We start from the raw sequence: 24,694 nt of genomic DNA, 5'->3' as shown, positions 1-24,694 counted from the left end.
TTCTACGATTCGAGAGTTATTCGCGGAGGACCAGCAAATATTCTCTTCGATTCCTGTAGCCGGCCTCACGCGTTCGCCGAACGAACAATCGCATAATTGCCACGCACTTGCACCACGACCACTTTTTCGCCTTGTTCTATCATATCGCCATCGGAGGTGACACTCACGATTTCATGCCCAATTTTTGCTTTTCCACTCGGTCGCAGTGGGGTCATCGCCCGGCCGGTGTCGCCAATCAGGTGGGATAAGTCGACAATCGTTTCTCGTCGGCGGATTTCCTCTAAGGCTTCTTCGTCCGGAGCTTCGAGCATGGTCTGATTCAGAAATGGCGTCTTGGGCAAGATATGCTTGGCGAAGATCACCGCCGCTATAACTCCAGAAAAGATCACCAGCACACTCCCTAGCGAGTAGGGAACTTGTTCCAGTTCGTAGTCGGTTGAGGGCCAAATGAATGTTTGCATGGCCAGCACAACCGCCGTAATCACCATCAAGCCTCCGCCTAGCCCAAAGATGCCGAAGCCAGGCAAGACGAACAATTCCATCAAAATGAAGAAGATGCCGCCGACAAACAGCATGGCTTCCAGCCAACCGGCAGTGCCGTTTAAAAACCGGCTCCAAAAGAACAGCATGAAGCAAATCGCCGCGATGAAGCCTGGCACGCCCACGCCGGGCGCTTTGAATTCGCTGATCATCGCCATCACGCCCACAAACAAGCAGAAAAACGCCAAGCTGGGGCTGGCCAAGACCTCGACAAAGCGGTGAGCCCAATTTTGTTTGGGAACTTCCAGTTCTGCCGGCAGACCATACTGCTGCGATACTTCGGCCACGCTGGTCACCTGAGAATCGGCAACGCCCCAGTCCAGGGCCTGGGTGCCGGATAGTTGCAGCGGCTCGTTAGCAGTGGTGATCTCTTTGCCGCGTTGCCACTGTTTCGCATCCGGCAGGTCGGCTGCTTCGCGCTCGCTGAGGAACTTGGAAAGCGTCGTCCCAGGTCGCTGATATTGATAGACTTCCAAATCGGGATCGTTCATCGCTCCCCACACCGACCACGAACGGTTCGCCTCCGGCGAGATCCGTACCAAGTAGTTCTCTAAATCGTGGCGTCCCTCGTGGGAATAGACATAGTTGCCAGAACCCCCAAGTTTGGCGTTCGGAGCAATGGCAATTTCATCGCAGGCCATCGCAATCAAGGCCGAGTTGGCCAACGCTTCGTCGGTGATCAACGCGACCGTATGCACCGAATCGGGCAGCCCCAGCAAGTAGTTGACCATGTTTTCGCAGGCGATCGGATCACCCCCAGCGGAATGGAGGTCGATCAGCAGAAAGTTGACTCCCCGTTGAATGGCGTCTTGCATCGATAACGAAGTCCGCTGCACCATCCGGTTGGAAATGTCCCCATCCATGATGAAGCGGGCCGCTTTCCAGTCGCGTTCAAGCCCCAGGTCTTGCGTGAGTTGGTTCTCAGGAATTTCCAGCAAGGTGGCTAGTTGGCGGTAGTTCTCGCTGATGTTGCTAATCAGTTGAAGGTCTTGCCTCAGTTCGTTAGCGGTGAACAAGGCCATCTTTCCCTGGTCGACTAGTTTTTCGGAGGTCGCCACCTCACCTGCTGCTTTCAGCTTCTCGTACTGCGGGCCATCGACGAAGCGGCGTTTGTTGACGCGATAGATTTCCAGGTTCGGATCGAGCATACCCAAGGCCAGTTCCGGCGGTAAGGTATTGCGGTAGCCAGCGATCTCTTCGTAGGCGTGGCGCATGGTCAGCGAAATGGAAGATTCGTCGATCCCGGCGTTGCCGATTTCGGCGTCGGGGTGCATCACAATTTGTTCGCACGCCAAAGGAATTAAGACCGCGTGCCCTTCGATCTTCCCTTTCAAGTACGCGACCGTCTTAAGGCGAGCCGCTTCTTTGGAGGTGAGAAACCGGGCCAAAGACAAGCTCCGCTCGAACTCGCTGCCGGTGGTTTGTTCTGCGTTGGTCGCATCGAGTTCTAGAATTACCACCGGGCGTGGATCGCCCTCGTTAAGCCGAGACAAAAGCCGCTGCAGCGATTTTTTGACATTGGTATCTACCGAACCGTTGATCGGCAGTGGCACGCGCATGCGCGCACCGGTGAGCTTGGCGTGGTCCGCCTCGGCATGATTCTCTGCCGGCGGATCAGCCTCTTGGGCGCGAGATACCAAAGGGGCGATGAAGACCAGAACCAGGAACAGGCAAACGTTTGCCAGCCAGATCCAGGTGTCGCGAATTCTCAACATGCGGAAACTCATCCACCGGGGAAACGAACGCCTGTCCTTGAGCCGATATTCTCAAGTAACTGAATTATAGCGCCCGATGCACAGGGGCAAAAGAAAATCCACCTTTCCGATCCTTGAAACAATCGGGAAGGTGGACATTTGCGAATCGAGGCGATCTAGGCGGAATATGGCCTAACGCGGAATTTGTTGCTGTGGGCGACCAGCGTTGGCGGGCACATTGCCACCTTGCATGGCGTTGCCAGGGCCCGATTGAACGACACGTTGCCAGCCGGAAGGAAGCTTGGGCTGATAGAACGCACCTTTGAACATCTGCTGAAGATTCGCGGTCAAGCCACCTTCTTCGTAGGTCTTACGGTCGGTGAACTTATAAACCGTACGCGAGAAGTTGGGTTTCTCGGGGGCTATGGCCTCGGGATTGAAGTTCCGATCGTACACTTCGATCGCAAACGGCAGAAATTCTTTCTGATCGATCAAGATCGAGATAAAGCGGTACTCGGCCGCGTCGGTCGGTCGTTTGGGCCAGGCTTCGAGCCAGTATTCGTCTTTGGCGTTGCCCTGGTTCGGTGCCACTCGCAAGTAAAAGCGAGACTTGATTTCATCTTTGTTGGCACCAAACAAAAACGGCAGCGGACCGTTGGTGATCGCTTGTCCCTTTTGTTCCGGCGGCAGCGGCCAGACTTTCAGCTGCTTGGCTGGTACGTCGAACTCGAAGATCGATTCGCCATCGCAAACCCAATGCTCGTTCACTTCTTTCGGGCGAGCTTGGTACTCAGCTGGCTGGTTATCGCGAGGTGGAACGTAGTGTTTGATGACATCGACTTGAAACAAACCCTTGTCCGGCTGTTCGTATTTGATGATGCCTTCGCTGTAGGTTTTGTAGATTTGCGGGTTCGGCGGACCAAAGACCGAGTCGTACTCCCAACGCTGGAAGTTGGCTTCGTAGTGATGCACCTTTTTGCTGCGGAATTCCCAGAAGGTGAGAATTCTGTCGATGTAGTCTTGTTCAGCCGCCGTGATTTGAAACGGTGGCGGCATGATTCCCATCGGCTGCTGCTGCTGAGCCCCTTGCTGTGCGAATTGCTGCTGCTGAGCCCCTTGCTGTGCGAATTGCTGCTGCGGCTGTTGCTGCTGCGGATTGTTGGGTGCCAATCCCGACGGTTGCCCAAAGTTGTAATTGGGGGCTTGAGCATAAGTAACGCTGGTGACTAGGCCCGTAAAGACTAGGCACGCCGCGAGGAAGATTCCGTTCTTCATCGAGGTTTTCCGCTTTTTGAGGGGGAATCAAACCGGCTGGTATAACCCAGCCTGGGGAAACGAACACGGATCGTATCAGATGCCCTCCATGCGACCTAGATCGAATCTTTGCCTGGTGCTAGCAGCTGCCGCAGGTCGTCTAGGTGAACCGCCGTGTGGGTAGCCAATGTCGAACCAGCGACCAAACCAGGAGGTTTTCCCTCAGTGAACAATACACTGGGGCAGCCTGCGTTGTGAGCCGATTGGATGTCGAGTTCAAAGTCTCCGATCATCACCACTTCGCTTGCTGTCAGTTGCCAGCGTCGGCAGATTTCGAGAATCGCCCACGGATCCGGCTTATGGGGCCCATCCTCGCGGCAGATCACGATATCGAAGAAGGGGGTAAGTTTCAGCCGATCAAGCGTATAAGCTGTGGTTTCGCGGCTGTTACGGGTCACAATCGCCAGCGGACGTCCGGTTGCAGCCAGGGCCGCCAGCAGGCGATCGGCTCCTTCGATCAGCTTGGCTCGCTCGGCCCCGGCCATTTCGTGGCGGTGCAGAATGGCCTCTTTCACGACGCGCTCGTCTTGGGATAAAGCGGCTAACTGCTCTAAGATGGGAAGACCAGGCCGCAAGCCCATTTCTTTGCGCATGGCCGTGAAGTCGAGACCGGAATCGACGAGCGTGCCGTCCATGTCGAAGATGATTCCACGTAGATGAGCCAAAGCCGTCATTGAGATTCGCCGCTTGAAGGAAAAGTAATCATGAAAGTCGCCGTCTTTGGAACGAAATCTTACGACCGCCAGTTTCTCGAGGAGGCAGCTCGGGGAACGGAAATTCATTGGCACTTCTTCGAGCCCCGCCTCACGGAAACGACCGTTCCGCTGGCCCATCCTTACCAAGCGATCTGCTGTTTCGTGAACGATGTGCTTACGAGCGAAGTGCTCGAGAAGCTGGCCCAGGGCCAGACGCGGATGATCGCCATGCGATGTGCCGGCTACAACAATGTCGACCTGGCAAAAGCAAAGGAGCTAGGAATACAAGTGGCCCGCGTCCCCGCCTACAGCCCCTATGCGGTCGCCGAACACGCTGCCGGTTTAATCCTGACGCTCAACCGCAAATACCACAAGGCATACAACCGCGTTCGCGAAGGTAATTTCTCGATTGAAGGTTTGTTAGGTTTCGATCTACATGGCAAAACGGTGGGGGTTATTGGCACCGGCAAGATTGGCCAATTGTTCGCCAAGATCATGCACGGCTTTGGCTGCGAGCTTCTCGCGTACGACATTCAACCGGCAGAAGAATGTACCGAGTTGGGGGCGAAGTACGTTTCGTTGGACGAGCTTTTCGCGCGGTCGGATATCATCTCGCTGCATTGCCCTTTACTGCCGGCCACAAAGCACTTGGTAAGCGACAAAGCGATTGCCCAGATGAAACGTGGCGTCATGCTCATCAACACCAGTCGTGGAGCACTGATCGACACCAAAGCCGCCGTAGCCGGCCTGAAATCAGGGCAAATTGGCTACCTTGGGATCGACGTCTACGAAGAAGAGGCGGATTTATTCTTCGAAAACAAATCGGAGACGGTCATCCAAGACGACGTTTTCGCTCGCTTGATGACCTTCCCCAACGTGTTGGTCACCGGCCACCAGGCTTTCTTCACCGAGAACGCCCTGCAGGCGATCGCCGAGGTCACGGTCGAAAACCTGCAGGAATTCGTCGCCGGAAAAACGCTCTCGCGTGAAGTTAAAATCGATTAGAACCGGTCGCGCGTTCTGCCAGGGGCCGTCTGCTATTTGCTAAAGCGTGACGCTGGCCAGTTTTAGGATGGCGTCGAATTGCTTTTTCGTTACCGGTTGGACCGAAAGCCGTGAGCCTTTCCGCATCAGTTCCATGCCAGAAAGTGCGGAGACACCGGTCAGCTGATCGCGTCCCAGGGCTTCGGGAAATTTCTTTTTCAGCTTGATGTCGACCATGAACCAACGCGGGTTTTCTGCGGTGCTTTTGGGGTCGTAGTGGTGGTCGTTTTCGTCCCAGGAAGTGAAGTCCGGGTACGACTCTTTCACGACTTCCGCCACACCGACGATCGATGGTGGTTTGGCGTTGGAATGATAGAACAGGACCAGATCTCCTTTTTTCATGTCGTCGCGCATGAAATTACGGGCCTGATAGTTCCGGACGCCGGACCAGAAAGTCGTTTTGTTCTTTTCCTTGGCCAAATCGTCGATGGAATACGATTCAGGTTCGGTTTTCATGAGCCAATACTGCATGAGATCTACCGTTTGCGGTCTGGGGATATCGCGGATTTCGCGGAAGATTTTTATGTTTTGTCCGAAGAAGATAGAATAATCGACTTGGCCCCAGATTGGCATGGGGCGGTAAGCTGAACTTGACTCGTGAAGCGCAATGGCGGAAAAACGGCGTATCTTCCCCCCTTCAGCCCTTTGAGAATACAGGAATTGAAAAGCACGACGCGACAAAGCGATCAATGGCTAGCGGTCCCCATGTTTGTGGCGACGGTCACGATACTGACGTTCTTTTCGCTGACCGTTCAGCTTTTCATGACCGAACTGAAGCATCCTGGTACCGAGCCCCTTTTTAAGATGTTTATGTGGCTGACACTGGGCATGTATCCGGTGTTTTGGCTAGAAGCCGTTTGGTATTTTGGGCTTGGCAGTCCACGAAAATGGAGCACCCTGTATGCCTGCATATTGCCACCCCTGCGGTTGGCTCGCCGCGATATGCAATCGGGCACCCGGCTGTGGCTGCCGATACTTGGTTGGCGGCATATCGATGATGACCTGCACGAGGAACTCGAACGCGATTTAAGCGTACCGATGATTTTCGTGGCGATCATGATCTTGCCTCTCTTGGCGATCGATTTCGTCTGGACCGAACAAAAAACAAAGTATCCTGCTTTGCAGATCTTTGTAGAAACGGGCTTCAGCGTTACCTGGCTGGCGTTCACGATGGAGTTCATCGTGATGTTTTCGGTGGTCAGCAAGAAGATCGACTACGTCAAGAAACATTGGGTCGATCTGCTAATCATCTGCCTGCCGCTGATTGCTTTCGTGCGAGTCTTCAAGATGACGCAGCTTGTCCGGCTGCAGCAAGTCACCAAAGCCAGCCGTGTTTATCGGATGCGGGGACTTGCTTTGCGGGTTTGGCGCGGCTTACTGGCAATGGACGTGATCAGCCGGTTAGCTCGGCTTTCGCCGGAGACACGAATCAAAACGCTGAGGTCGCTGATTGAAGAAAAGAAGCGCGAGATTGAACGCCTGGAAGAAGAGGTCGAGGAGATCGAAGCTTCCCTACGTCCCCTCAAGCCCCCTAAGCCGCATATTGATCCAACCGCCTGCGAAAGACAAACGGTCTAGGTCTGCGTTGGCTGGAAATAACGCGTGCCATGTTCACTTCTGCATGAACATGGCACACGGTTGCACTCCCGGGTTGCGATTTAACTTCCCTTGAGTGGGCTTTTGTCGAGTTCTTCGTGTCCGTTCAGTTCCCGCATGCGAATGCTGCGATACCAAACCGGATCGCCATGATCCTGCAGCTTTAATTTGGCTCCCCGTGAATCGAGCGTCGCGCCCCGTTTCTTCAGCTTTTCGATTGCTGCGGTTAATTTCGGATCGGTGTAATCGATATCAACAACCTTCTCGCCGTTGAGCCAGTGCTGGATGACGGTTCCTTGGCAGACGATCCGCCCGGTGTTCCACGCGCCTGGTTCTTTGGTCGCATCGTGCGACGGGGCGATGCAGTAATAAAGGGAAGCGGCCGTCGTGTCCGGCACCTTGCCGTTAGGGTGCCGGTCGTTGTCGAGAATCTGGTATTCGTACTGGCCAGGACGGTAATAGACGCCGCTGTTACTGCCAGGAGCCACCTTCCACTCGAAGCGAAGCTCAAAGTCATCTGGCACCGGTTTCACCTCGTAAACCAAGTCGCCCCCTTTGCCGGTACGCTCGATCGCGCCGTCGGCGACCTGCCAGTTGCCGGCGTGTTGCCAACCGGTCAGATCGGTACCATCGAACAGTAACTCGAATCCTTGTTTCTGTTCTGCCGAGGAAAGTTGATTGGGGGATTCTTCGGCTAAGAGTGCCGCAGTGGAGAGAACCGTGAACAGCGCGGCAAGAGAAAAGCGGGCAAGTAGCATAGCGGGCCTTCGTGCAGTAGGAACAAGGGAGGTAGGTGAGCAGCCTCGAACCTACCTCGCATCGTTTTGCGAAGGGCCGAGCATGCTAACCCATGGTATGTTGCTCGAAGAGCTGTTTCAACTTTTGCGTGATTGGGCCTGGCTTGCCGTTGCCGATCACACGATCGTCGACCTTAACCACACCAATCACTTCGGCAGCGGTTCCGGTCATGAAGCATTCGTCTGCGACGTAAACATCGTAGCGAGTCAGGGTTTTTTCGAGCGTCGGAATACCGGCCTTTACGGCCAGTTCCAGCACCACATCGCGTGTCACCCCTTCTAGAATGCCTGCGTCGGTCGGTGGGGTAAGGAGCTTGCCGTCGCGGACGATGAAGATGTTATCCGCCGTACACTCCGAGACCTCTCCCTTATGGTTCAACATCAACGCTTCCAGGCAACCAGCCTTGGAGGCCTCGATCTTGGCCATGATGTTATTCAGGTAGTTGAGCGATTTGACCCGGGGCGAAAGCGCACAGGGGTGGTTGCGGATCGTGCTGGCCGTGATGATCTCGAGTCCGTTGTCGTAGAACTCTTGCGGGTAGAGCTTGATCTTGTCGACGATGATGATCGTTTGCGGGTCTTTGGTTCGTTCCGGGCCAAGGCCCAGCGTACCAGCTCCTCGGGTGATGACCAGGCGAATGTAGCCGTCGGTAAAGCCGCTCTGTTCGACGGTCTCTTCCAGGGCCGAGATCATCTCCGCCGGTGTGAGCGGAATCGCCAGGCAAATGGCTTTTGCCGAGTCATAAAGGCGGCGAATGTGCTGTTCTAGGCGGAAAACCTTGCCATTATAGATACGCAGCCCCTCGAAAACCCCATCTCCATAGAGCAGGCCATGATCGAAAACACTGATCATCGCTTCTTCGGGGGCGAAGATTTTCCCGTTGATATAGACTTTCGCGGTCATGGGTATGTTATTAGATGGAGCGGAGTGTTGAGTAGAAACGAGCATTATAGCGTAATCCTGGGAAGGTGCCCTAGTGCCCTCAAACGGCAGAATTGGGGCTTAAATAGAAATAATCACACTGCCTTAGCAGAGACAGCCGAGGAAGGGAGGGGTTCATTCCAGGATCGATCGATTTCACTCAAGCTGCCTGCCCCCTAAGAGGCGGGCAGTGAATTCCGAGATTCGTTTGGCTGCCTGGCGGATTAGACGATGTTGATCGCTTTGCGGATCTGGCTTTGCACCACGTCTACGGCCTGGGTGCCGTCGACTTCCACGACCAATTCTTTGCGGCGGAAGATTTCCAAAACCGGTTTGGTTTTTTCGTGATATTCGGCCAGGCGCGTCGCCAAGGCTTGTTCGGTATCGTCGGGGCGGCGGATCAGCTTACCGCCGCAGATATCGCAGCGTCCTTCGATTTTCGGGCGGTGATCGATGACGTTGAAGTCGACGCCGCAGTCTTCGCACAAGCGGCGAGCGAGAACCCGCTTCTTGATCACTTCATCTGGCACCACGATGTGAACGACCGCGTCGATGTCGTAGCTTTCGAGAAAGAAGGCGGCCTGATTCGCATTACGGGGAAACCCGTCGAGAATGAAACCGAAGTTCCAGTCATGCTCTTGCAGGCGACGCTGGACGATCTCTTCCACGATTTCGTCGTCGACAAGCTTGCCGGCGTTCAAAATTCGTTTGATGCGAGCAGCCAGCTTGGTGTGGTTTTTGATATTCCACCGCAAGATATCCCCGACCCCGATATGGGCAAGATCGAGGTGGTGCTCGAGGAGTTTTGCTTGAGTTCCTTTCCCGGAACCCTGTACGCCCATGAACACATACTTGTGCATGGCGACTTCCTTGACGAATCGAATCTATCGTGGGGGTCAGTTCTACGTCTTTGCCCGATTGTAGTGGCTTAGCCGCGTAAGCGGAATCGGCAAACCGGGATAAGTCTAGGAGACAAGTCGGTTTTTACCAAATTACGGTAACTCGCCGAAATGTTTCTCTAGGAAAGCAAGTGTCTTGTTATTCGACCAGGCATGCCCGCCGTCGAAGAAATCCGCATCGACGTTCTCTGGCACGCCGAGCACGCCGTAAGCCTGTTTTAAGGTGTCGAAACCACGCCGGGCTCCGTCGATGGGGAAAATCTGGTCGTCGACGCCGTTAATCAGCAGCACCGGGCGAGGGGCGAACAACGCGACGACGTCGGCCATTTCCCCTGCGGCCATGATGCCAGGCAGGCAGTTGCAAATGCAGTGGTTGATGTTGTAGATCGAAAGCCGATACTCGGAAAACGCCCCGGCAATCATCGCCAGTTTGACTCGCTGGTCGAGAATCGGCAGGTACATCGCCAGCGTGCCGCCGCCCGAGAGCCCGGCCACGCCGATCTTTTCGGCGTCGACCTCATCCTGAGTTTCCAGAAAGTCGATCACGCGCATCGCGTCCCAGCACCGCAGACCTTGCGGGGTCATGCCTAGCAGTAAGGTGTTCATCGTGACCTGATGGCAACTGCGCGGCGGTGTTTTGACGTACCAATCTTGACGCCCCTGGGTTTCGTTCCAGCCACGCACAACAATCGCGGCCGTCACGTAGCCATGCTCGGCCATGTACAGGGCGTAGTCGAGCGCCGAGTGATCGGTCTTTTCTTTCTGGGGAGGCGTTTCGTTGAGGCGAATGTAAGGATCGATCCCGCTGTGTCCATGCAGACAAACGATCGCTGGCCGCTTGCCGGTAATGTTCTTAGGGACGAAATAATAGACCGGCGACCAGTAATCGGCGGTCGTGCGGACGTAGACTTTATGTCGCGTGAACTTCTCGAACTCCTGCTTCTCGGTCCACTTTACCTCCAGGGGAACTTTCTCTGGCATGGTTCCCAGCAGATCGACGACGGTGGCCTGCATCTTCTCGCGCCACGCTTCATGTTCCTGCGGAGTTTTCGCCGACCAGGCTTGGGCTGGCTGCATGCGATCGGCCAGACCAGCGAACGCCTGATTGACGTCATGCTGAGCAGGAACTTCATCGGCGCCGGCAAGCGAGACGGATGCCAGGCAAATCGAAAGAAGCAGTTTCAAACGTAACAAAGCAGTACGCATGGAGAGAAGCTTAGGCAGGAGTTATTGATGTCTGCGCCGGTAATCCAACCTGGCAACGGACCGATTTGCCACGAATCCGGGGCTTCCGTTGGTCGCCCCTATTGGTTTGGCAGCGCAGACCTCAATAAGGCGGGAGTCGAACGCTACTACCATGCCATCTTTTCAACGAGAAAGAAAGTGTTTTAAGCACAGATTTTTCAAGATTGTGCAAAAGCGAGAAGTTGCGGAAAGTACACACGATCTGGTGAGACAGGCCCGCCGGACTGGGCTAACTTGAATCGATCTCTGGGGTGCCATGTCGTCGTCTTCGTCGGCATGAGAAGCGATAAGGCCATGCTCACGAAGACGAGAGCATGGTACCGTCCTTTTAAGATGGGCAAAATATCCCAGGGCACCGAGCGCAATGGCTGGGTGCCCTGATGCCAATAGTTCGATGAATTAAGTTCGGTTCGCGAAAAGTTACAGCAATTCGCTGGCAATATCGGCCAGTTCCGAGCGTTCCCCTTTTTCGAGCGAGATGTGGGCGTACAGGTCTTGCCCTTTCATGCGGTTGATCATGTACGACAGCCCGTTCGAGAGGCTATCGAGGTACGGGTGATCGATCTGGTAGATGTCGCCGGTGAAGACAATCTTGGTCCCTTCGCCGGCGCGGGTGATGATGGTTTTCACTTCGTGCGGCGTCAGGTTTTGGGCTTCGTCGACGATCATATACATCCGCTGCAAACTACGACCCCGGATGTAGGCCAGCGGCGTGATCACCAGCTTCTCTTGCTCGAGCATGCGGTTGATCCGCTGGGCTTCTTTATCGGAATCGTTGAATTGATGCCGGATGACCGAAAGGTTGTCGAACAGCGGCTGCATGTAGGGATCCATCTTGGCGGAGATGTCCCCTGGCAAGTAGCCCAAGTCGCGGTTCGAAAGCGGAACGACCGGACGGGCCAGTAGAATCTGGCGATAGGCCGAAGAACAAGCCAATGCCGAACTGAGCGCTAGTAGCGTCTTGCCGGTGCCAGCCTTGCCGGCCAAGGTGACCAGTTTGATGTTGTCGTCCATCAATGCCCGAATGGCGAAAACTTGTTCGGCGTTGCGTGGCTTGATGCCGTAGGGGGAATACTTCTCGATCCGCCGCAAGGCCTGTTCTTCTCGGTTGAACGTGGCCAGAACCGACTTCGAGCCGTTCTTGAGGACAAAGTTCTCGTTGGCGAACGGTTCGGCCACTTCTGGGAAGTCGCCGAGTTGGACATGGCCAGAGGCTTGATAGAAGCGATCGATCTGGTCGGTGGTGATGTTTTCCAGCGTGCGTCGCCCCGTGTACAGACTATCGGAGCTCTCGATTTTGTCGCTGACGTAATCTTGCGCCTGCAGGCCTAAGCTTTTGGCCTTCATTCGCAAATTGGTGTCTTTGGTGATCAGAATGACCCGGCGGTCTTTCACGTAGTGCTGCAGATGCAGGGCCGTGTTCAGAATGCGATTGTCAGGCGAATCGTGCAGAAAGACCTGATGCAAGCGGTGGTCGATCTCGTTGGTGATGACCACACGAAGGCGGCCCTGGTTTTCGCCTAGTTCGGCCCCTTCTTCGGAAAGAACATCGCCGGTCATCTGGTCGATCTGGCGAAGGAATTCACGGGCCTGAAAATTGATGTCCTCGTTACCTTTTTTAAACCGGTCCAACTCTTCGAGAACGGTGATGGGCAAGGCCACATCATGCTCCTCAAAGTTTTGGAACGATCTTGCGTCGTGCAAGATAACGTTGGTGTCGAGAACGAAAAGCTTCAACTGCGTTTGCGCCGACTGACTAATCATGCGTTCTCCGTTGCACGGGACCATGGGCACGCCAGAAATGAAATGCCGAGTCGAAGGGCGACAATGCGTACCCGATGTTGGTCACAGTCCATTGCTCGAATTGGATTGTGACGGAGGCGCCAAGCAGAATAAAGCCCGCTTTTTCGCGCCGATGCAATTTTCGGGGAAATAGGCGGCTTGCAGCGATTGGCGGCCTCAGTCTGTTTCCGTGCTTTATTCATTATAGACACGGTCCCTTTTTCGGCTTTACGGGTTCGCGCGGGCAGAATGGGGCAGCGGTGTCTGGTACGCGGCGTAATGTCCACTTCTATAAACCTTTGTGGAATCTTCGCCAGAACTTTTCCTTTCGGGAAAGTTAGCCTAGGTGGGCAGGGAAAGATCAAAAAGTTGCTTCCTTTGAGTTGCCGCTTAGGAGGGGGCGTGTCTACAATCGACCATACAAGGAAGCGGTTTCGCGGATGGGTGCGAGATCCAAGTCGTGCAACTTTGGGACAGTAGAGGTTCTCAATGGATTATGCGTCGATTCTGGCTCGTTACATCGGCAGGGAAGTTTATGTATCGACGTTTGGCCACGTTCGTTTACGTGGCGAGTTAGCCGCAATCTATAAAGATTGCGTGCGTCTGGTGAATGCTTCAACCTCGCAGGAGACGGAGGACACGCCGTGGTCCAATTCCTGGAATGAGGATGAAGACGGTGTCAGCTACACCGATGGTTCAGAAGCATTAGTTCATTTTCATCACATCGTCGCAATTCGTTGCGCAGATGACGAATTGCTGGACATGCCGATCCTGCCGGAAACGGCGCAGCAATTGCCTAGCGAAAGTATCGAGGCGCCACCACCTGAGGAGGCTACGACTTCCGAGCCGTGGGAGCCGTTTCTCGAAATCGATCGCTTGACCCTGGAAATGGGGTCGGGGCTGCTCGGGCTGGTTCATCCAGATTCCAGCGAACTGATGCAGCGGATGTCCGCAATTCGTTGCCACTTGGTCGACACCCTCGGGGTGGTTGTCCCTCGCTTACGACTGCGTGACGCGCTCGATTTGGAAGAACAGGAATATCGAATCCTGATCGACCAATGCGAAGTCGCCCGTGGCAAGCTGGGACCGGGGCAGCATATCGCGCTGGATATGGGAACTTCCAGCGGCACATTACAAGGGGTACGCGGCGTCGATCCTACGTTCGGCGGCCCAGGCATCTGGATCACGGGCGACCGCCAGCAGGAAGCCGAACAACTCGGCTACTTGGTGATCGACCCGAGCATGCTGGTTGTTACCCACATGCAAGAAACACTCCGTCGTCATGCTCACGAGATTTTAACCCTCTCGGACGTACGCGACATGCTCGAACGTCTGCGCGAGAGTTCGCCGAGCGAATTCGAAGAGATTCGGGCGAGTCCCATGACAGGTTCGCTTTTGCACGCTGTGCTTAAGCGGCTGTTAGAGGAAGGCGTTTCGATCAAGAACTTCTCGCGGATTGTCGAAGTCCTGGCTTTGCATGGCCATCGCAATCAAGAGATTGAAATGTTGGTCGCTTTGGTCCGAGTGCGTCTCGGTCGCCAATTGATTCAGCGTTATCTCGAGGCCAACGGTAAAGTGCAAGCGATCGGTCTCGACCGTGACTTAGAGGTTTTGTTGCAACAATTGACCGAGGAAGAAGCAACCCGGCAGACCCGTAATTGGGTCGAGCGGATGGTCGATGTCTTGCGTGAAACGTTCCAGCGGTTGGAAGATCAGCAGCGACCGGTGGCCATGGTGGTTTCGTCCTCGCTGCGGAATCGCTTGTGGCAAATCCTGATGCCGCACTTCCCGCAGATCTCGGTCTTAAGCTTGGCCGAAGTGCCACGAAATACGGAAATCTATTGGCAAGCGATTCTTTCCGCAGAAGAAGTCGGAGCCCTGGAACCTCCCCTCAAGCGAGGCCAGCACCCGGCGGTTGCCAAAGACGGAACCTATCGCCCGACTGGCAAGATCGTCGAGCACCTTGCCGACGAACTTCCCCCACGTAGGCCCCGTTAAAGAGGCTTTCTGGTAACCAGGTTGAATAAAAAAATCGGATGCCATGCTCATGTTCGCGTGAGCATGGCTCCTTTAAGCTTGGCATGCTTACGAAAGAGTAACCAAGCCACAATAAAATGTCGAACCAGACGTGCCGTCAGTAAGCAACTCTTGTGTGGCACGGTGCCTCTGGCCCGTGCGGCCCTGCTAACCCAGAGCAAACGGGGGTCGTCAACTTGATGCCACCTGTTTTTATGGCTTACTCTTCCAGCGACTTCGGTTCTTCCCGATGGGGCACCACGTACGAGTCGACCACCTCGGACGATTGATTCGTGTAGGTTCGCGTTTCGCCGTTTACGGTGGTGGTTGTGGTGAACTGGACGTTCTTCTTGGCCCAATTCAGCACACGTCCTTTCATCCATTCGCGACAAGGGGGAATCAACAGCAAAAAGCCCACCGCATCGGTCAGCAGCCCTGGCGTCATCAGCAGGACCCCAGCCATGAAAATCATCGCGGCATCTGCCACCGTGCTGCCGGGCATCTCGCCTGAACTCATCTGCCGGCGGAGTTTCTGCCAGGTGGCAAACCCCTGGCTACGCGCCAGCAACGTCCCCAGGATGCCGGTAAACAGCACCGTCCCGCACGTCACCCAAAGGTTGGTGACGTGCGCAAGCCACACCAACAGAAACAGTTCCAACAGAGGAACCGTAATGAACAACACAAATAAGATGCCGAGGACTTGAATGGTTCTGAATCCGTTACAAGTTGAAGATTGATCTAACCATCTTGCTAAGGAGAATCATAGCATGCCCCCCGTCGTTGCCAACGGCAATGGGTTAAAGCCGCAATTCAGTCAGGGCGGCCACCAAGGTGTCTAAGTGCTGCTGGGTGTGTCCGCAAGAGAGGCTGATCCGCAGGAGACATTCTCCATCTGGGACCGAAGGAGGCCGAATCCCTGGAACCAGCATTCCCATTTCGTAAAGCTTGGCTGAGAGAGACATGGCCAGGTTCTCGGTGCCGACAATCACCGGAATAATCTGGCTTTCACTATCCCCCAGGCTCCAGCCGATTTCTCGCAGTTGGGTTCGCAGCCAGGTTGCTTTCGCCAGCAAATCGGTTCGCCGCTGTGGTTCGTCGTGTACGATCCGCAATGCTGCGAGCATCGCCCCGGCGTTGGCTGCCGGTGGGGCGGTCGAAAAGATGTACGGACGGCAACGATTCACCAGCCACTCGATCAGCGGCTGGCTGCCAACCACAAACCCGCCATGCCCGCCGAGGGCTTTACTGAACGTGCCAACGCGAACGGCTACGCGGTCTTCCAGGCCAAAGTGTTCGCACAGTCCACGACCGTTGGCTCCGAAAACGCCGGTAGCGTGCGCTTCGTCCACCATCAGCATGGCATCGTACGCTTCTGCCAGGTTGGCCAGTTCCGGCAAAGGGGCCAAGTCGCCGTCCATGCTGAACAACGTGTCGGTCACGATCAGCCGCCGCCGAAAGGTGCCACACTGCTTGAGCAGGTTTTCGAGATAATCCAAATGACGATGCGGATAAACGCGAACCGTTGCTTTCGATAACCGTGTGCCGTCGATGATGCTGGCATGATTCTTCGAGTCGCTTAGAATCACGTCGCCGCGATCGGCCAACGCGTCGATCACGCCCGCGTTGGCGGCGAAGCCACTGGCGAACGTGAGCGCTGCCGCAGTTCCCTCGAACTGGGCCAAGGCCGTTTCCAGATCGGCTTGGCTTTGCCCCCGACCGGTGATCAAAGGACTCGCGCCACTCCCCCACCCTTCCCTTTCAATCGCGGCACACGCCGCCGCTTGCAGGCGAGGATCTGCGGCTAAGTTCAGATAATCGTTGCTGCTGAAATTGATCTGTTCGCGATCTTTCCAGGCAACGTTTGGCCCTTGTTGCGTGCTGCGAATATGAATCGTCCGGCGACGTTCAAGCGATTCCAGCAGTTCTAGTTGTTCCGGAATCCAAGCGAGTGGGTCAGGCATCGGTGTGCTTTCGATAAAGGGGAATCGTCCCAATTATCGCGCACTTCCTATGCGGCATAAACCGGGGTGGCGGGCCGATCACTTCTTGATTTGTTGCCGCAGGAACGAGACCAGGTCGAGCTTGAGCGTGCCGTCTTCCAGTTCCTTGCCAATCGCTTTGTTGGCGGCCCGGACCAGTTTGTCTTGCTTGCTGGCCAGTTTTTTGGCCAAGGTGCCTTCCAACTGTTCGCCAATCTGCTCGGCGACTTCTCCGTGGGCTTTGCCGATGCGGTGAACGTAGAAATGTTCCAGGTCGATCGCTCCGCTAACTACTTGCGGGGTAAATTCGGCGGAACTCACCAGCCCGGCCGCGTTGAACTTGGTATCGAGCTGTACATCGAGGCGTATCTTGGCGGTCGCTTCCACGACAACGCTCACGCCTAGCAAGCGGACATTCCGAACCCACTGCTGGTACTCTGCTTCTCCTTGAAATTTAACGCGGGCATAGATCTGGCAGGTCGATTGCGTTGGACTGACGTTCAGGTTTTCGACCCAAATCTGCACATCTTGTTGAGGGTTCTCGATGTGCCCCATGTACCGGACCCAATCGCCATGCTTCTGGGCCTCTCGCACCCGTTCCAGCTTAAGGTTATTCCATTTGCCCCGCACTTTAAGGCGTTTGGTGAACTCGTGGGTGCGATTCCAATCGGACTCGTCTTGGAACGTGGTCGGAACGCAGCGTCGTACGGCGTCTTCCAAGATCGGCGAAAGCACTTTGGCAACGTCGTCGTTGAACCCGGCTTCGGCTGCTGGCAAAGCCAACGACAGCCAGCTTAACGCGGCAATTGCGTAGACTACCCAAGTTCTCGTCTGCATTGGCTCTTCCCCTCTAGGACATGGCGTTTCCTATTTGTTTATCGCGTTTTTTTCGATTCGGTTCGTAAGAAATCTCTAAAGTTCAACGAACCGGATTGGCACGATTACGCGAATTCTTCTAAGATTCCGTCCCCAATTAGATTCTCCTCGCCCCCGTTTTGTGGTGGTTTCACGAATGAATGGACGCATTCGGTATTGTTCCTATCGCTTTTCTTTCAGCACCGGCTGGTTGCCAGCTTGGATGTTGCTAGCACTTTGTCTTTCGGCAAAACCACTTCTGGCCGACGTGCCGAACACTTGGTACGGCGATGCGACGCTTAACGACATCCACTTTGTGGACGATCGTCATGGCGTGGCGGTGGGCGATCATGGCATCATCTGGCACACTTCGGATGCTGGCCTGAATTGGAATCAGATCCCTTCTGGTACCGAGGCGCACTTGCATGCCGTTCACTTCTCCGATCCCAAGCATGGTTGGGTGGTGGGAGGTGTCCAGTTGCCTTATTCCGCTGAAACACGCGGTGTAGTACTGCAAACTTCCGATGGGGGCAACTCGTGGCAAGTCTTGCCTTCTCAAGCAATGCCCAGGCTCACCAGCGTTCACTTTCAAGACACACGTCACGGCTGGGCGGTCGGTAATGGATCGAACGTCTTTCCTAGTGGCCTGTTCGAGACAACCGATGGTGGCCGTTCGTGGCGAGGTTTGCCAGGAACCCAAGAGGCTTGTTTCCGAAAGCTGGCCGTGCTGCCCAATGGCGAACTGCTGTTAGCTGGCAAAGGGGGGAACCTCTCACTCGCCGATCGTGGCGGCATTCGTCAGCCAACCATTCAAGCCGACCCACTGCGTGATATGGAAGCGATTGTCGTCGCTGGTTCTCAAGGGGCAACCGCCGTGGGGGAAGGAGGCCTAATCCTGAACTCATCCGATGCCGGTGCCGCGTGGGAAATTGTCACGCCCGATTGCCTGGGGCGAACGCTGCGGCAGACAAGCTTCTATGCGGTTGAACGCCTTGGCAATCAGATTTGGATTGGCGGAGCACCTGGGAGTGTTCTGCTGCATTCAAGCGATGCCGGTAAGTCGTTCTCGCTTCAAAGATTGCCCACCACTGCCACGCTGCGTGGAATTTATTTCCGCAACGAGGCCAACGGCTGGGCGGTAGGGGCCTTGGGCACCATCTTGAACACCACCGATGGCGGCAAGACATGGACGGTGCAGCGGCAAGGAGGCCAACGTCTGGCTTTGCTTGGCATTGTTCACGATCCGTCGATTATTCCATTCGAGCTGATCAGCTACCACGCCGGTACGCAGGGCTTTCTCACCGGGATGGAAGTCGTGAACCGACCCACCATGAAAAGTGGATTGCCACGACTTCCCTTGCAAGATGCGCTGAGCAGCAGCGGGGCCAATCTGGGGCACACCACTTGGCAGTTTCCTGCCGTAGATCCGAAATTGAACTTAAGCGGAAAGCCGATGATCGCCGGTTGGGATACCGCCAACGACGGTCAGGGATTGTTGGCTGTCGAAGCCTACCTCGTACGGCTCATTCGGCAGTGGCGACCTGCCGTGGTGCTGACCGATCATGCCGATCCTACCGGCAAGCAGCCCATGGCTTATCTGGTCAATCAGGTTGTGCTCAATGCCGTCGAGAAGGCAGGCGATATCCAGGCCTTTCCCGAGCATCAATCCGAGCTTGGGCTCGAGCCATGGTCGGTTGCGCGGGTTTGCAGTGTGATGCCGGAGGGCGAACGAGGTTCGATCACGCTCAACGCAACTCAAATCTCGCCGCAACTGGCGATGTCGCTCTCTGAGCATGCTGGCGTTTCACGCGGGATTGCCTTTGGCGAACTCTTGGAAGGGCCAGCCACGGTCGAGTTAAAGGTACTCCGTTCGGCTAACGTCGCCGAAGGACGCGTCGCGGAAATCTTCAGCGGACTTTCCTTGCCCGCCGGTAAAGAGGCCCGCCGTCCCCCGCAACAGATGCCGGTGGTCGACCTGGCAAGTTTACAGCGGCTCGCCCAGAAGCGGCGGAACATGCTCGAAATGATCAACCGTGCGGTTGAAGACGAACAACGTGGTGCCCTGTTGCTAGGGCAGATGCTACGCATGAGTGAAGACTTGCCGCCGCAGCGAAGTGTTGAGGTGCTGTTTCACTTGGCACAAAAAGCGAACCAAAGCGGCAACTTGAGCTTGGCCTCGGACATGCACCATCAGATTGTGCGGAAGTTCCCCCAAAGCTCGTTGGCACCTCGTTCGGCTGCGTGGTTGCTGGGGTATTACGCCAGTAACGAAATCCGTTTCCACGAGCGAGATGCCGTCGAGTTCGCCGCGCCGACCAAACGCCTAGCCGCCAGTGAAGAAGAAACTGAGCAAGACGACCCCGATATCGCGCCGGTCAGTTTCAATAAACCTGAAAACTACCAACGTCCGATCGAGTCGACCAAGCAGGCCAATCAGTTGATCGAGGAACTGAATCAGCTGATGCCACAAATGCTGTCCGATCCGGCGGTCGCATTTTCGTTGGAACGCTTGCTGGCCGCCGAAGGACATTCTCGCCAAGGGGAATCGTACGTGCGGCGGCTGCTCAACTTGAGCCAAGACAATCCTTGGTCGCGAAAAGCCCAGTGGGAGCTTGCCTTAGGCCGCGGCAACGTGCAGATCGATGCCCCCAACGTGCAAGCCACCTACGGCGAGATCAAACCGATCCTCGATGGCAAGCTGGACGACAGGATCTGGCAAGCAGGCAAGCCGGTTGATTTTCAAGCCGGAACGATTTCCAAAGAGGAAGGGGCGCCACCGGCTGCGATGATGGTCGCTTTCGATGAAGACTATTTGTATCTGGCAATTCGCTGCATGAAGTCGCAGAAGTTTCACTACGAAACGCCATCCTTAGAGGCTCGGCCGCGTGATGCCGATTTGGCTGCCAGTGACCGTGTGCGTCTTTACTTCGATCTCGACCGAGACTACGCCACGGCATACGAGCTGACCGTGGATTATCGCGGGATGACTTCCGATGCCCTGGCAGGCAACCAAACGTGGGACCCTCAGTGGTTTGTCGCGTCGAAACAAGATCGCATGTTTTGGACCATTGAAGCGGCTATTCCCTTAGCTGAATTGACCGGCGAGAACATTCGTCCCGGCACCTCGTGGGCGATGGCCGCGCAGCGCGTGATTGTGGGGGAAGGAACGGAAGCTTGGCCCCAGAGTGCCGTCTACGAAATGAGCCCCAGCGAGTTCGGCCTCTTGCAATTTCGCTAAAGAGCCCTAGAACCAAGCGAGTTGATAGGACTATTGATGTCTACGCTCGTAATCCAACGTGGCAACATGCAGATTGGCCACGAATCAGGGGCTTCCGTTGGTCGCCCCTATTGGATTCATGCCGCAGACCTCAATGAAGCAACTCGCAGGGGAATCGTGTGGCGTATTTGATTGGTGTAGACGAAGCTGGCTACGGCCCGAATTTGGGGCCGCTGGTGATTGGGGGTACGTTGTGGCAGATCGAGCAGCCTGGCGACGACTTGGCGGCCGTCGATCTTTACCAACGTTTGCAGGCCGCCGTGGCCAGTAAGCCAAGTCGGCAGCATCTCGCGATTGCCGATTCCAAGGTGATTTACGCTAAACGCAAAGACGTCTCCCTGTTGGAAGAAGCGGTCTTGGCGACCTGCGTACCTACGGCCAACGTGCTACCGATTTGGCATGGCCCGTGTGAAGTCGACTTGCCGGACGAAGTGCTCGGAGAGCATGCCCCCTGGTATCAAGGGTGGGACACCCCATTCCCGCTGCATGCTGACTGCGAACTCATCGCCAGCCGCCGCGCCGCTTTCTTAGAAGCCTGCCAGTCCGCCGGGGTTACCTTGGCGGACGTGCGAAGCCAATTTCTGACGGCCAAGCGGTTCAATGCCCGCTTAGCTACCTGCGATAACAAAAGCACTCTCCTTTCCCAAGCCACAATGGGGCTCGTGATTTGCCTGCTACAGAGCATTCCGGCGAAGGACGCGTCGGCGGTGCGAATCGTCTGCGACAAGCACGGGGGGCGAGATTATTACTTGGGTTTGCTGCAACACTTCTTCCCTGCGGCCTGGTGGCAGCCGCTGGAAGAATCGAAAGCAGTTAGCCGTTACACCACGGAACTCGACGAGCGCCAAGTGACGATCGAATTCCGCTCGAAAGGGGAAGGCTTTCTCCCGACAGCGTTGGCTTCGATCTACGCGAAATTCCATCGCGAGGTCGCGATGTTAGCGTTTAATCGCTACTGGGCCACCCAGGTGCCCGGAATTGCCGAGACTGCTGGTTACCCCGTCGATGCCAAACGGTTCGCTCAGCAAACCATAGCGGCGCGGAAGCAACTGGGGATCTCGGACGAAATGTTTTGGCGACAGAAATAAAGGAAGCGAACCGCTCGTTGTCGGAATGGGTCTGGGGGAATAAACTAATTAAAGTATGTGAAAAATGTCGAGGCCGTCTCTGGCGGTCGATTTCCCTCAAGCTCACCAACGATTCATGGCCACAATCCAGATGGAATCGCAGTTGGATGTCGCTCGCATCCGTACCGATTTTCCGATTCTCCACCAGAACGACGACGAAGGTCAGCCGCTGGTTTATTTAGACAATGCTGCCAGTAGCCAGCGTCCGCAATCGGTAATCGATTGCCTAAGTGATGTCTACCAAAGGTATTACGCCAACGTGCATCGTGGCGGACACCGCCTGAGTTCGGAATCGACCGAACTGTACGAAGCGTCTCGCCGGGCAGCCCAGCGGTTTATCGGGGCAAGATCGGATAACGAGGTCATCTTTACCTCCGGCACGACCATGGGCATCAACTTGGTCGCCCGAAGTTGGGGAGATGCCAACCTTGCGGCCGGGGACGAGATCTTGCTGACCGAGATGGAGCATCACTCGAACTTGGTTCCCTGGCACCAGTTAGCCGAACGAACCGGCGCCACCATCCGGGCGATTCCCGTTACCGGCGAAGGCCTGCTCGATCTGGATTATCTGCCCCGATTGCTTTCGGAGCGGACCAAAATTGTCGCACTCTGTGCCGTTTCTAACGTGTTGGGAACGATTAATCCGGTCGAGCAAGTGGTCGAGGCCGCGCATGCGGTAGGTGCCAAGGTGCTGGTCGACGCCGCCCAGGCCGTGCCGCACGAGGCGATCGATGTCACCAAGTGGGACGCCGATTTCGTCGCCTTTAGCGCTCACAAGATGCTCGGCCCCTCTGGCGTAGGCATTTTGTACGGCAAAGAGGAACTGCTCGATGCGATGCCACCGTTTTTAGGGGGCGGAAGCATGATCGACCATGTTGCGATCGATCATTTCACCCCGGCCATGCTGCCGTCGAAGTTTGAAGCGGGCACCCCTCCGATTGCCGATGCGATTGCCTTGAAGCCGGCCATCGAATACCTCGAAAAGGTTGGTCTCTCCCAGATTTTGCAGCACGAACAATCGTTGGCCGCGTATGCGCACGACCTGCTGGCCAGTATTCCCGGCTTACGTTTCTTGGGGCCAAGTGTCACGGAAAAGGCTGGAATTGTCAGCTTCACGATCGACGGCTTAGCTGCCAGCGACGTGGCCGCGTTTGTCGATGGGCATGGAATCGCCGTACGCGAAGGGCATCACTGCACTTTGCCGCTGCATAAGAAACTCGGCATCAGTGCCAGCGTGCGGGCCAGTTTCTACCTGTACAACACCCGAGAAGAAGTCCAAAAATTAGCCGATTCGGTGAAAACGACGGTCGCATTTTTTGGGTAGTTTTGTAGGTTGGCTTACCAGACATCCTGTCTTCGATCGGATAGACTGGGATTATCCCTAGCCTGAGTATGACAATGCTCTATTCAGGTCAGGCAGCACTCTGGTTGCCAATTCACAACCCAACAGGCCCCTCGAACATCTCGGTAGGAGAGAGATTGCCCATGGCTCGCAAAGATTACACTCGTCGTGATTTCCACAAACTATCTGCGGCCGCGCTCGGTGGCATGATTTCGGCTGGGGCGATTGGTTGCGGTGGCGAAAAGAAGCCTGCCGATGATGGCGGGGAAGCCCCTCCGGCTGAGGCGACCACCACCGTTGCCAAGCACGCTTGCCGTGGTTTGAACGAGTGCAAGGGGAACGGTGCTAAAGGCAAAAATGATTGCGCCGGGGCTGGCTCGTGTGCTACCATCGAGCACCACGCTTGTGGCGGCCAAAACGAATGCAAAGGGCAGGGTGGCTGCGGTGAAACTCCAGGGGCCAACGAGTGTGCTGGCAAAGGGCATTGCGCCATTCCGATGACCGGTAAGATGTGGGAAACGGCCCGTAAGATCTTCGAGGAGAAGATGAAGGAGAAAGGGGTCGATCTGAAGCCCGCTCCGGAAGCCGCCGCCTAAGAGCCGCTTGAGAGTCTGCACATGCCTCCGCCACAAAATGCCGAGTCTAGGCAAGCCAAGCCTCGGCTCGGTTTCGAGAACCTCGGTCTGGGCGTGGGGCTGCGAGCGCCTCATTTCGGTTATCTGCTCAAGCATTGGCCGGCGGTCGATTGGTTCGAGATCATCTCGGAAAATTACATCGACTCGCAAGGTCGGCCACGCTATGTGCTCGATCAAGTGGCCGAGCGTTACCCGGTCGTCATGCACGGGGTTTCGCTTTCAATTGGCAGTACCGACCCGCTCGATTTCGAGTACCTGGGCAAGTTAAAGAAATTAGCTGGCGAAATCGGGGCACGTTGGATTTCGGACCATGTCTGCTGGACTGGGGTGGCTGGTCAAAACACGCACGATTTGTTGCCGATCCCGTACAACGAAGAAACCTTGCGGCATGTCGCCCGGCGCGTGACAGAAGTGCAAGAGTTTCTTCAGCGGCCACTCGTGCTGGAAGATCCCAGCAGCTACGTCACCTTTGCTGCCTCGACCATGACCGAGTGGGAGTTTCTGACCGCACTAACACAAGAGACCGGCTGCGGGCTGCTGCTCGACGTGAATAACGTTTATGTTTCGTCCGTGAATCACGACTTCGATCCGGTCGAGTACATCGAAAACATCCCCTGGCAAAACGTCGTCCAGTTCCACCTGGCCGGGCACACGAATATGGGGGATTATTGCATCGACACCCACGATGGCCACGTGATTGATCCGGTTTGGAAGCTGTATCAACTGGCCCACCAGCGAACCGGAGGCGTCTCGACACTGCTCGAGTGGGATGCCAATATCCCTGATTTTCCGACGATGCACGCCGAAGTGCTCAAGGCTCGGCAGTTGATTCAGGGAGAGCCGATCGTCGCCGCTCAGCCGCAGGAAAAGCAGCCCAAAACGAGCACGGTTGTGCCGCATCCTGCCCATCATATCGATCACGAGGTGGGCTAGGC

The 24,694-nt window shown here is 55.7% G+C and carries 21 protein-coding genes; 9 read left to right on the top strand and 12 right to left on the bottom strand.

What is annotated here, in order from left to right; all coding sequences use genetic code 11:
- Positions 1–65 precede the first annotated feature (65 nt).
- The 3 genes from DTL42_RS00350 to DTL42_RS00340 all read right to left on the bottom strand — a co-directional run bounded on the left by DTL42_RS00350 (position 66) and on the right by DTL42_RS00340 (position 4,222).
- Positions 66–2,255, bottom strand: coding sequence for an NfeD family protein (locus DTL42_RS00350; protein ID WP_158545174.1), 2,190 nt, complete (start codon positions 2,253–2,255; stop codon positions 66–68).
- A 171-nt stretch (positions 2,256–2,426) separates the two neighbouring features.
- On the bottom strand, positions 2,427–3,509 hold the full coding sequence (locus tag DTL42_RS00345; protein WP_114366682.1) for a TIGR03009 domain-containing protein: 1,083 nt from the start codon (positions 3,507–3,509) through the stop codon (positions 2,427–2,429).
- 95 nt (positions 3,510–3,604) lie between these two features.
- Positions 3,605–4,222: an HAD family hydrolase gene (locus DTL42_RS00340; protein WP_158545173.1), complete on the bottom strand. Its 618-nt coding sequence runs from the start codon at positions 4,220–4,222 to the stop codon at positions 3,605–3,607.
- A 30-nt stretch (positions 4,223–4,252) separates the two neighbouring features.
- Here DTL42_RS00340 and DTL42_RS00335 point away from each other — a divergent pair, with 30 nt between their 5' ends.
- Complete coding sequence (locus DTL42_RS00335; RefSeq protein ID WP_114366681.1) at positions 4,253–5,248, top strand: 2-hydroxyacid dehydrogenase; 996 nt, start codon at positions 4,253–4,255, stop codon at positions 5,246–5,248.
- 39 nt (positions 5,249–5,287) lie between these two features.
- Here DTL42_RS00335 and DTL42_RS00330 read toward each other — a convergent pair whose 3' ends face one another.
- Complete coding sequence (locus DTL42_RS00330; protein WP_234824017.1) at positions 5,288–5,743, bottom strand: EVE domain-containing protein; 456 nt, start codon at positions 5,741–5,743, stop codon at positions 5,288–5,290.
- A 204-nt stretch (positions 5,744–5,947) separates the two neighbouring features.
- On the opposite strand from DTL42_RS00330, the gene DTL42_RS00325 reads away from it, so the two are divergent.
- Entirely contained in the window at positions 5,948–6,865 is a 918-nt protein-coding gene (locus tag DTL42_RS00325; protein ID WP_114366680.1) for a hypothetical protein, read from the top strand.
- An 80-nt stretch (positions 6,866–6,945) separates the two neighbouring features.
- Here DTL42_RS00325 and DTL42_RS00320 read toward each other — a convergent pair whose 3' ends face one another.
- The 5 genes from DTL42_RS00320 to DTL42_RS00300 form a co-directional block, all read right to left on the bottom strand.
- Entirely contained in the window at positions 6,946–7,641 is a 696-nt protein-coding gene (locus tag DTL42_RS00320) for a 3-keto-disaccharide hydrolase (protein WP_114366679.1), read from the bottom strand.
- Positions 7,642–7,726: 85 nt separating this feature from the next.
- On the bottom strand, positions 7,727–8,584 hold the full coding sequence (gene ilvE, locus DTL42_RS00315) for a branched-chain-amino-acid transaminase (protein ID WP_114366678.1): 858 nt from the start codon (positions 8,582–8,584) through the stop codon (positions 7,727–7,729).
- A 242-nt stretch (positions 8,585–8,826) separates the two neighbouring features.
- Positions 8,827–9,462 carry an adenylate kinase family protein gene (locus DTL42_RS00310; RefSeq protein ID WP_114366677.1) on the bottom strand — a complete coding sequence of 212 codons (636 nt, stop codon included), beginning with the start codon at positions 9,460–9,462 and terminating at the stop codon, positions 8,827–8,829.
- 132 nt (positions 9,463–9,594) lie between these two features.
- Positions 9,595–10,707 carry an alpha/beta hydrolase gene (locus tag DTL42_RS00305; RefSeq protein WP_114366676.1) on the bottom strand — a complete coding sequence of 371 codons (1,113 nt, stop codon included), beginning with the start codon at positions 10,705–10,707 and terminating at the stop codon, positions 9,595–9,597.
- Between the two features lie 459 nt (positions 10,708–11,166).
- Positions 11,167–12,510 carry a PhoH family protein gene (locus DTL42_RS00300; RefSeq protein ID WP_114366675.1) on the bottom strand — a complete coding sequence of 448 codons (1,344 nt, stop codon included), beginning with the start codon at positions 12,508–12,510 and terminating at the stop codon, positions 11,167–11,169.
- Positions 12,511–13,017: 507 nt separating this feature from the next.
- Here DTL42_RS00300 and DTL42_RS00295 point away from each other — a divergent pair.
- A complete protein-coding gene (locus DTL42_RS00295; protein WP_114366674.1) occupies positions 13,018–14,526 on the top strand; it encodes an FHIPEP family type III secretion protein in 1,509 nt (502 codons plus the stop codon).
- A gap of 238 nt (positions 14,527–14,764) precedes the next feature.
- Here DTL42_RS00295 and DTL42_RS00290 read toward each other — a convergent pair whose 3' ends face one another.
- The 3 genes from DTL42_RS00290 to DTL42_RS00280 all read right to left on the bottom strand — a co-directional run bounded on the left by DTL42_RS00290 (position 14,765) and on the right by DTL42_RS00280 (position 17,360).
- Positions 14,765–15,226: an FxsA family protein gene (locus tag DTL42_RS00290; RefSeq protein ID WP_158545172.1), complete on the bottom strand. Its 462-nt coding sequence runs from the start codon at positions 15,224–15,226 to the stop codon at positions 14,765–14,767.
- 115 nt (positions 15,227–15,341) lie between these two features.
- The gene (bioF, locus tag DTL42_RS00285) at positions 15,342–16,505 is read right to left on the bottom strand and encodes an 8-amino-7-oxononanoate synthase (protein ID WP_114366672.1); all 1,164 of its coding nucleotides are present in this window, start codon (positions 16,503–16,505) and stop codon (positions 15,342–15,344) included.
- Positions 16,506–16,583: 78 nt separating this feature from the next.
- The gene (locus tag DTL42_RS00280) at positions 16,584–17,360 is read right to left on the bottom strand and encodes a hypothetical protein (RefSeq protein ID WP_114366671.1); all 777 of its coding nucleotides are present in this window, start codon (positions 17,358–17,360) and stop codon (positions 16,584–16,586) included.
- Between the two features lie 175 nt (positions 17,361–17,535).
- Between DTL42_RS00280 and DTL42_RS00275 the strand changes: the two genes are divergently transcribed.
- From DTL42_RS00275 to DTL42_RS00255, 6 genes are all read left to right on the top strand, one after another.
- Positions 17,536–20,616 carry a YCF48-related protein gene (locus DTL42_RS00275; RefSeq protein ID WP_114366670.1) on the top strand — a complete coding sequence of 1,027 codons (3,081 nt, stop codon included), beginning with the start codon at positions 17,536–17,538 and terminating at the stop codon, positions 20,614–20,616.
- 36 nt (positions 20,617–20,652) lie between these two features.
- Positions 20,653–20,787 (top strand): hypothetical protein, encoded by a 135-nt coding sequence (locus DTL42_RS26910; RefSeq protein WP_261341586.1) that lies wholly within the window; start codon positions 20,653–20,655, stop codon positions 20,785–20,787.
- Positions 20,775–21,743, top strand: coding sequence for a hypothetical protein (locus DTL42_RS00270; RefSeq protein WP_114366669.1), 969 nt, complete (start codon positions 20,775–20,777; stop codon positions 21,741–21,743). The genes DTL42_RS26910 and DTL42_RS00270 overlap by 13 nt, the downstream gene beginning before the upstream one ends.
- A gap of 64 nt (positions 21,744–21,807) precedes the next feature.
- On the top strand, positions 21,808–23,106 hold the full coding sequence (locus DTL42_RS00265) for an aminotransferase class V-fold PLP-dependent enzyme (protein WP_425305505.1): 1,299 nt from the start codon (positions 21,808–21,810) through the stop codon (positions 23,104–23,106).
- Positions 23,107–23,267: 161 nt separating this feature from the next.
- Entirely contained in the window at positions 23,268–23,720 is a 453-nt protein-coding gene (locus tag DTL42_RS00260) for a hypothetical protein (RefSeq protein WP_114366667.1), read from the top strand.
- Between the two features lie 21 nt (positions 23,721–23,741).
- Positions 23,742–24,692: a DUF692 domain-containing protein gene (locus tag DTL42_RS00255; RefSeq protein WP_114366666.1), complete on the top strand. Its 951-nt coding sequence runs from the start codon at positions 23,742–23,744 to the stop codon at positions 24,690–24,692.
- The last annotated feature ends 2 nt before the right edge of the window (positions 24,693–24,694 follow it).

Origin of the sequence: Bremerella cremea (assembly GCF_003335505.1) — a bacterium.
In the GTDB taxonomy this organism is placed as follows: Bacteria; Planctomycetota; Planctomycetia; order Pirellulales; family Pirellulaceae; genus Bremerella; species Bremerella cremea_A.
Note: the sequence above shows the minus strand (reverse complement) of the source record. Positions and strands in the feature narration are given on the sequence as shown.